At 65.4% G+C, this 8,633-nt stretch carries 5 protein-coding genes; 2 read left to right on the top strand and 3 right to left on the bottom strand.

Annotation, left to right across the window (positions count from 1 at the left end; all coding sequences use genetic code 11):
- Window positions 1-220 precede the first annotated feature (220 nt).
- Both gltS and ACVOL0_RS03335 read left to right on the top strand, forming a co-directional pair.
- Window positions 221-1,426, top strand: a complete 1,206-nt coding sequence (gene gltS, locus ACVOL0_RS03340) for a sodium/glutamate symporter (RefSeq protein WP_481547900.1) — start codon at window positions 221-223, stop codon at window positions 1,424-1,426.
- An 88-nt stretch (window positions 1,427-1,514) separates the two neighbouring features.
- The gene (locus tag ACVOL0_RS03335) at window positions 1,515-2,756 is read left to right on the top strand and encodes an FAD-dependent oxidoreductase (protein ID WP_481547899.1); all 1,242 of its coding nucleotides are present in this window, start codon (window positions 1,515-1,517) and stop codon (window positions 2,754-2,756) included.
- A gap of 6 nt (window positions 2,757-2,762) precedes the next feature.
- On the opposite strand, the gene ACVOL0_RS03330 is transcribed toward ACVOL0_RS03335, so the two are convergent.
- From ACVOL0_RS03330 to ACVOL0_RS03320, 3 genes are all read right to left on the bottom strand, one after another.
- Window positions 2,763-4,019 (bottom strand): flavohemoglobin expression-modulating QEGLA motif protein, encoded by a 1,257-nt coding sequence (locus tag ACVOL0_RS03330; protein WP_481547898.1) that lies wholly within the window; start codon window positions 4,017-4,019, stop codon window positions 2,763-2,765.
- A 331-nt stretch (window positions 4,020-4,350) separates the two neighbouring features.
- Complete coding sequence (gene rsgA / locus ACVOL0_RS03325; RefSeq protein WP_282273104.1) at window positions 4,351-5,448, bottom strand: ribosome small subunit-dependent GTPase A; 1,098 nt, start codon at window positions 5,446-5,448, stop codon at window positions 4,351-4,353.
- A gap of 210 nt (window positions 5,449-5,658) precedes the next feature.
- Window positions 5,659-8,364 (bottom strand): bifunctional acetate--CoA ligase family protein/GNAT family N-acetyltransferase, encoded by a 2,706-nt coding sequence (locus tag ACVOL0_RS03320; RefSeq protein ID WP_481547897.1) that lies wholly within the window; start codon window positions 8,362-8,364, stop codon window positions 5,659-5,661.
- Window positions 8,365-8,633 lie beyond the last annotated feature (269 nt).

The raw sequence follows: 8,633 nt of genomic DNA, 5'->3' as shown, positions 1-8,633 counted from the left end.
CCGGGGGCGGGCCCCCGCCCCCCGCCCCCCCCCGGCCCCCGGGCCGCCCCCCACTACACCTGGATTGCTAGGAAAGCCTCTGCCGAGCACGGCTCGGCACTACATCTCTGCAGGGCTCCGGTCTGGCCCTTATGCCCGGCCAGTGCCAATAGGCCCGGTTGCTATTGTGCGTGGGGAACGACAAAGTTCGCCTTTCGCTGGTGCAAGGTTCCCATCCCCTATGATTCAACTCGACGCCGTACAGACGGTCGCCTTCGCGGGCTTGACCCTGTTCGCCGGCTACGCATTGTGCCGTGCCATCCCGTTTTTCCGCCGCTACAACCTGCCCGAACCGGTGGTGGGCGGCCTGCTGGTGGCGTTGGCCGTATGGTGGGCACATGGTCAGCAGACCACTCTGTTCACACTCGACACCACCCTCAAGACACCGCTGATGGTGGCGTTCTTCACCACCCTGGGCATCAATGCCAGCCTGCGGCTGCTGCGGGTCAGCGGCAAGCAGGTGATGTTGTTCCTGCTGATCGGCAGCATCTTCGCGGTGCTGCAGAACCTGATCGGCATCAGCGTGGCCAAGATGTTCGGCCTCAACCCGATGTTCGGCGTGCTGGCCGGCTCAGCCACGCTGACCGGTGGCCCGGCCACCGGCCTGGCCTTCGCCGGGCATTTCGAGCAGGCCGGCCTGGTCGGTGCCGAAAGCCTGGCAGTGACGGCGGCCATGGCCGGCATCATCTGCGGCGGTCTGGTCGGTGGCCCGGTGATCACTGTGCTGATGCAGCGTTTCAAGGTGCAGCATCCAAGCCAGAAGGCTACCGGCGCGCAGCTCGGTGAGGACGAAGCGGTGGTCGTGCGCTATCCCAGCGAATCGGCGCGCGAGTTCGACGCATTGAAGAGCATCGTCGTGCTGCTGATGGCGATGTGGCTGGGCGTGTGGGTGGGCAAGGGATTCGAAGGCATCGGCCTGACCCTGCCGACCTATATCGGCGCGATGCTGGTCGGCGCCATCATCCGCAACATCGATGACTACACCGGCTGGATCAAGCTGTCGGTACCGACCACCGACCTGATCGGCAATATCAGCCTGGCATTGTTCCTGGCCATCGCGTTGATGGATCTGAAACTGTGGGAATTGGCTGGTATGGGCCTGCCGCTGCTGGTCAACCTGATCATCCAGGTGTCGGTGGTGGCACTGTTCGCGGTGCCGATCTATTGGCTGATGGGCCGCGATTACGACGCAGCAGTGATGGGCGGCGGCTTCATCGGCTTCATGCTCGGCACCACCGCCAACGCGATGGCAGTGATGCGCCGGCTGGCACAGCGCTACGGGCCGGCGCCGCGCGCCTTCCTGGTGGCGCCGTTGGTGGGCGCGTTCTTCATCGACTTCATCAATGCGCTGATCATCACCGGCTTCCTGAACTTCTGGCCACACTAAGCGGCCCGTTCCGTGCGCCACACCCGTGCCTTGCGCGCGGGTTGGCGCGACAATGGCTGCTCACCTGCCCAGTAGCACCGTTCCGCTGATGACATCCAACGCCACATCCCACGCTTCTTCCAGCCATGACCTCGTCATCATCGGCGCGGGCGTGGTGGGCCTGGCCACCGCGTACGCCGCCGCAAAACGCGGCTGCTCGGTGCTGCTACTGGATCGCAATACCGGCCCTGCACTGGGCACCTCGTTCGCCAATGGCGCACAGCTCAGCTACGCCTATACCGACGCGATGGCCGGCCCGGCAACCTGGGCGCAGCTGCCGGAAATGGCATTCGGCCGCAACGGCCCCTTTCGCACACGTTGGTCGGCCGATCCTGACTTCCTGCGCTGGGGCCTGGCCTTCCTGCGCCAAGCCAATACGGCGGGCCTGCAGCGCAATACCCTGGCCACGCTGGAACTGGCGCTGGAATCACGCCAGGCCATGCAGGCCCTGCTGCAGCAACATCCCATCGCTTTCAACCATGAGGTCTCCGGCAAGCTGCACCTGTACCCATCCACCGAGGGCGTACAAGGCGCAGCCGCGATGATCGCGCTCAAACGTGGCCATGGTGTGCAGCAACGGCTGGTCAATGCAGCCGAAGCCACCGCCATCGAACCTGCACTGAGTGGCGCGCCGTGGCTGGCCGGCGGTGTCTACTCGCCAGATGAAGAGGCCGGCGACCCCTACCGCTTCAGCCAGGGCCTGTTGCAGGTGTTGCAGCAGCAGTACGGCGTGCAGGCACTGTTCGGTTTCGATACGCAGTCGCTGCGCCGTGCTGATGGCCGCTGGCAGTTGCAGGCCGGTGACGGGCGCAGGCTGCAGGCAGCACGTGTGCTGGTCTGCGCCGGCATCGACAGCCCTGCCCTGCTCAAACCGCTGCGCCTGCGCATGCCGGTGATGGCGATCAAGGGCTATTCCTTCACCGCACCGTTGGGCGCCAATGCACCCAGGGTCAGCATCACCGATACCAAGCGCAAGCTGGTGTTCTGCCGCCTGGGCGAACGTATCCGCGTCGCCGGACTGGCTGACCTCAACGATTGGAATCCCACACCCGAACCAGCGCGGCTGGCAACGCTGATCGCACAGGCACGCGCCTCGCTGCCTGAAGCCGCTGACTACGAGCACATCGAAAGCAGCTGGGCTGGCCTGCGCCCAGTCACGCCGTGGACCTCACCGATCATCAGCAACCTCGGCGACGGCCTGGCCTGCAATATCGGCCACGGCATGCTCGGCTGGACGCTGGCGATGGGCAGTGGTGAACGCGCGGTGCAGCAGTTGCTGGGCAGGCCCTGAGCCGACTCAGCTTTCGCTGATCTGGTCCATGCGGATGCGGTTGGCGAACAACGAGAATGCCAATGCACCGGCAAGCCCGTTGGCGCGATTGATCCACTGCGGCAACCACCGCGGCGGCGCCAATACCCCGGCCTCGAACAGCGGCGTCAGTGTCTGTGCGTCTTCCAGCGTCATCTTGCCGGCAAACAGCCAGCGGCAGGTCTGCAGCTGCTCATCGCGCAGCATCTGCCTGAAGAAAGTGTGCACTGAGACCAGTCCGCGCAGGTACACGGTGTCCTTGGTGAAGGCCGCACCGCCGCTGGTGGGAACACCCCGGAACACGCGCTGTGCGGAGGAAAAACTTTCCTCGGCCGTCTGTCCAGCGCCACGGAAGTAATTGAAGACCTCGATGAAATCGGCGCCATCACGCGCCATCGCAATCGCCTCGATACGCAGGCTGATGCGCTTGAGCCGCTGGATGTCGATGCTGCCGGTGATCTGCTCGGCAAACGTGGCCAAGCCTTCCTGCGTGGCGGTAATACGCGGCGAGGACAGGCCCAGGCTGGGCAACACCAGCTGATCGCGGCCGTTGAGCGCGGTCAGCGAATGCACCAGCGCTTCATGATGGTAGAGCTGGGCACGGTCATAGGCACTGAAGGTGGCGCGGGTACGCAGGCGGATGCGGGTTGCGCCGGCAGCAGCCTTGGCAATCAGCTCCGGGTCCAGCTCCACCGTGATCATGCGCCCGGCGAAGAACTCATCCAGGTCGCTCTGCAGCATCAACTGCAAGGCCGTGGCTGATACCGGCACCTGTTCTTCCGGTGCCAGCAACTCGTGGTCCAGTTCCTGTGCAATCTGGATGAAGTGCCGCGCCGCATCGCGGGTGGTCGGACCATTGCCCGGCATCGGCTGCTCGGGCACGCCGAACAGCTGGGTGGAATAGTCGTCCACCGCACGCGTACCCAGGCCTTCCAACAGACTCGCGGCCAGATCCCAGCTGCGCGCCGAATCCTGGATGTAACTGCCCAGCGGATGGCTTGCGTCCACCGCTGCCATCACCGCGGCCAGTTCGCGCCGCGTTTCGCTGAAGTCGAGTTTGGGGTAGTCCACCTGCGGCAGCAGCGGGTTGCCGCGCGCCACACTTTCCAGGAACGGCGCCTGCGTGTTGGCCGGCCAGCTGGTCAGGCTCAGCAGACGGATGCCACGCACCGCCGCCACCATCCGCGCATCCAGCGCCGCGTGATGGCTGATGGCTGGATCGTTGTGGGTATCAACTGTGGCCATGCCTGCTCCATTCAAATAAAACGCAGTTCCAGCACTCGTCTGTGGGAGCGGCGTAAGCCGCGAAGCCACAATCGCATTGACGCTGCCAACAGCTTACCCCTCCCCAGCCCTCCCCTTTGCTCCGCAAAAGGGAGGGAGCCGGAGCAGCGGCGCAAGCCGCGAAGCCACGACCGCATCAACGCGCGAACAGCTTACCCCTCCCCCAACCCGTCCGGCCCGAAGGCATAACCTTCGGTGGTTCATCAGGCCGCGCGTCAATGGCGTGCAAGCGGGCCTTCTTCATCCCCTTTGCTGCGCAAAAGGGAGGGAGCCCAAGCAGCAAAGGCAAGCTTCAGCGCCGCTTGCCCTTGTTGATCGGCCGCCATTGCGCACCGCGCCCGCTGTGCTTGCGTTCGGTCGCCTGCTCGGCCTGACGCTGGGCAAGTTTGGCTGCGGCCTGCGCCACTTCCTCGCGCAGCTTGAGGTAGCTCTCCAGCCGGCTCTCGTCGATGTCGCCACGCTCGATGGCTTCCTGCACCGCGCAACCCGGTTCGCTGTGGTGCGAGCAGTCGCGGAACTTGCATTGCGTGGTCAACTCTTCGATGTCGGCGAAGCCGCCTTCAGCCAAGGTCTCCTCGCCGGTCGGCTTGAGCTCACGCATGCCGGGCGTGTCGATCAGACAGGCGCCGTAGGGCAGCGGCATCAGCGCGCGATGGGTGGTGGTATGGCGGCCACGCGAATCGTTGCTGCGCACTTCATTGGTCTTCATCCGGTCCTCGCCCAACAGCGTGTTGGTCAAGGTGGATTTGCCGGCACCGGAGGAACCCACCAGCACCACCGTATTGCCCGGGCCCAGCCAGGGCAGCAGGGCCGAGACGCTTTCCGGGTCCTTGCCGTTGATCGCCAGCAGCGGAATCTGCTGCGCAGCCAGGTCTTCCAGCACCGCCAATGCATCTTCGCTGTACTCGGTCTGGTCGGCCTTGGTCAGCACCACCACCGGCGACGCACCACCGCCGCCAACCAGCAGCAGATAGCGCTCGATACGGCGCGGATTGAAGTCGGCGTCCAGGCCACAAACGATGAACACCGTATCGATGTTGGCCGCGATCACCTGCTGGTGATAATGCTCACCGGCGGCACCGCGCTTGATCGAGGTATGCCGTGGCAGCAGCGCGACGATGCGCTTGCCATCCAGCAGCACCCAGTCACCTACCGCCGCACGCTCATGGCTGGGGAAACGCGGCCGCTGCCATTCCGGCGGCGACTCGGTCTTGAGGCTGTTATCGGGCGCATCTGCGACCACGTAACCGGAACGGTGCTGTTCGATCACCCGCCCCGGACGGGCCTGCGGGTGGGCGGCAAAGGCTTCCTGCCATTGCGGGTCCTCGGGAGCACCGGGCCAGGGCCAGCCGATATGGCGCAGCGAATCGAAGTCGATGGAATCAGTCATTGGGGAATTCTACCGGGGTGGGGCTTGGCACCGGGAATGGCGGTTCAGTTGCGTCTGGGTCTGGACATGAGCCAAAGCCAAAGCACCCCTCCCCGGCCCTCCCCTTGCCTGCGGCAAAGGGAGGGAGACAAGCGGCCCCCTCCCTTGCGCGCAGCGCAGGGGAGGGTTGGGGAGGGGTGCTTTTGGCTCTTGGCCTTCAGCTCTTGGCCCTTAGCTCTTAACCTCACCCACCGGCAGCGTCACATTCATGATGGTCGAGTCATCCGGGTCGGCCTTCACCTTGAAGCCGAGGCTCTGGCACATCGCCAGCATGGTGCTGTTCTCACGCAGCACCTGCCCTTCCACCAGGTTCAAGCCCAACCAGCCGGCGTACTCGATCATGATCTGCATCAGCTTCCAGCCGATGCCATGGCCCTTCAGGTCCGAGCGGATCAGGATGCCGTACTCGCCGCGGTTGTAATCGGCATCGGCATGCAGGCGCACCGCGCCGAGCATGTCGCCCGTCTTTGGATCAATCGCCACCAGCGCGATCGAACGCGCATAGTCCAACTGGGTGAGCCGGGCGATGAATTCGTGGCTGAAATGCTTCACCGACTGGAAGAAGCGCAGGCGCAGGTCATCGTCGGTGACCCGCGCGAAGAACGCGCGGAACAAGCCATCATCCTCCGGTCGTACCGGGCGAAGGAAAGCCTTGCCACCGTCAGACAGATCTATCGTGCGCTCCCACTCGGTGGGATACGGGAAGATCGCAAAGCGCGGATGACCGCGGCCCTTGTGCAGGCGCTTGACCGGGGTGATGGCGATGCGCGCGTCGAGCGCGATCACACCATTGCGGTCGACCAGCAATGGATTGAGATCCAGCGTACGGATCTCCGGGATATCTGCCGCCAGCTGCGCCAGCTTGACCAGCACCATTGCCACCGCGCGCTCGTCCGCAGCCGGTACGTCGCCGTAGGCTTTGAGGATGCGCGAGACCCGGGTGCGGCCTATCACTTCATGGGCAAGGCGCAGGTCCAGCGGCGGCAAGGCCAAGGTCTTGTCGTCTATCACTTCCACCGCGGTGCCACCACGACCGAACACGACCACCGGACCAAACACCGGATCATCGGCAATACCAGCGATCAGCTCGCGCGCCTTGGGCCGGGTCAGGCTGGGCTGTACCAGCACGCCTTCGATACGCGCCTGCGGGCGTTGCTCACGGGCACGCTGCAGGACGGCGGTCGCCTCGGCTTGCACCGCGCGCAGGCTGCCCAGGTTCAGGCGTACACCATCGACCTCGGATTTGTGCGGGATGTCCGGCGAGAAAATCTTCACCGCCACGCTCATGCCCTGCTCCAGCAAGGGCTGGGCCAGGTCCATCGCTTCGTGTGCATCACGCGCCACCATCACTTCCAGTGACGGGATGCCATAGGCCAGCAGCAACTTGTGGGTGGCAACCGGATCCAGCCATTGCTGGTCGTTGGCCAGCGCCGCCTCGACCAGCGCACGTGCGGCCGGCACGTCCACCACGAAATCCGCCGGCAGGCTGGGCGGCGTCTCCATCAGCGCGGTCTGCGCTTCGCGGTAACGCACCAGATGCTGGAAGCCGCGCACGGCGTCTGCCTCGGTTGGATAGGTCGGCACGCGGGCGGTGTTGAGGGTGACCGTGGCGCGGTCGTCATTGCCCAGCCATACCGCGAACACCGGCTTGTCGCGCAGCTGCCGCGAGCGTTGCCCCAATGTGGTGGTCAGCGCCTGCGCGGCCTCGGCCGAGGAGGTGAAAGCAGTCGGTACGTTGATGACCAGCACCGCGTCGTTGGCATCGTCGGACAGCAGCGCTTCAATCGCCGAGGCGTAACGGCCGCCATCGGCATCGACCACGATGTCGACCGGGTTGTCGCGCGACCAGCCCTGCGGCAAGGCCTGGTCCAGCAGCGCGACGGTGGCCGGTGACAGCTCGGCCAGGCTGCCGCCGAGTGCCTGCAGCTGATCCACCGCCAACCGGCCAACACCACCGCCATTGCTGAGGATGGCCAATCGGCGGCCGGGGAAGGTTCCGAGACGGCCCAGGGTCTCGGCGGCGGTGAACAACTCGTCCAACGCGTTCACCCGCAGCAGGCCGGCGCGATTGAAGGCCGCGCCGTAGACCGCATCGGAATCGGCCAACGCCTGCGAATGGGTGGTAACCACCTCTGCGCTGCCGCGCGGCTTGCGCCCGGATTTGACCACCACCACGGGTTTTGCGCGTGCAGCTGCGCGTGCGGCCGACATGAACTTGCGCGCATCACTGATCTGGTCGACGTAGAGCAAGATGGCGCGGGTGCGGTAGTCGCTGGCGAAGTAATCGAGCAGATCGCCGAAGTCGACATCCAGCGCATCGCCCAGCGAAACCACCGCCGAGAAGCCGACCGAGCGCGCCACGCCCCATTCCACCAGCGCAGCGGCAATCGCGCTGGATTCGGAAATCAGCGCAAGATCGCCGGCCTGCGGCGTGTGTGCGGCGATGCTGGCGTTGAGCCGTGCATGCGGGGCGATGACGCCCAGGCAATGCGGGCCGAGCACGCGCATGCCCTTGGGCCGTGCGGCGGCTTCCACCTGTGCGGCCAAGGAGCCCGGGCCCTTGCCAAGACCGGAAGTGAGAATGATGGCGGCAGCCACGCCCAGGTCGGCCGCTTGCGCAACCACCTGCGGCAACAGCGTTGCCGGCACGGTGATGACCACCAGGTCCGGAATCCACGGCAGGTCCTTGAGCTTCTTGACCGTGCGCATGCCATCGATCTCGGCATAGCGCGGGCTGACCCAGCCGATCTGCCCGGCGAAGCCGCCGGCGCGCAGGTTGCGGATCACCGCGCGGCCTGCGGAGCGATCGCGTGGACTGCCGCCAATCACTGCCACCGAGCGGGGGCGGAATACGGTCTGCAGGTGATAGGTGCTCATTGCGACGCCTGTTGCGGGTACCGGCTCAAAGGTACACGGCTGCGGTGCTGGGTGGGCTGCGTTGGATCAAAGTGGGGGTGTTTTGGGATGTTGGTGTGGAGCGGCCTTGAGTGCTGCGAAAAGCACCCCTCCCCGGCCCTCCCCTTGGCTGCACCAAAGGGAGGGAGACAAGCGGCGAACTGGCAGATGGCCGCGAGCAACCCCCTCCCTTGCGCGCAGCGCAGGGGAGGGTTGGGGAGGGGTGGTTTTTGCGTTTGCCGTTGGGTTTG

It is taken from the genome of Stenotrophomonas sp. STEN021 (genome assembly GCF_056760175.1).
This window is presented reverse-complemented; position numbering and strand designations above follow the sequence as displayed.

Bases quoted from the DNA above. Each gene is read 5' to 3' on its own strand.
- gltS (WP_481547900.1), top strand. From the start codon at position 221: ATGATTCAACTCGACGCCGTACAGACGGTCGCCTTCGCGGGCTTGACC.
- ACVOL0_RS03335 (WP_481547899.1), top strand. From the start codon at position 1,515: ATGACATCCAACGCCACATCCCACGCTTCTTCCAGCCATGACCTCGTC.
- ACVOL0_RS03330 (WP_481547898.1), bottom strand. From the start codon at position 4,019: ATGGCCACAGTTGATACCCACAACGATCCAGCCATCAGCCATCACGCG.
- rsgA (WP_282273104.1), bottom strand. From the start codon at position 5,448: ATGACTGATTCCATCGACTTCGATTCGCTGCGCCATATCGGCTGGCCC.
- ACVOL0_RS03320 (WP_481547897.1), bottom strand. From the start codon at position 8,364: ATGAGCACCTATCACCTGCAGACCGTATTCCGCCCCCGCTCGGTGGCA.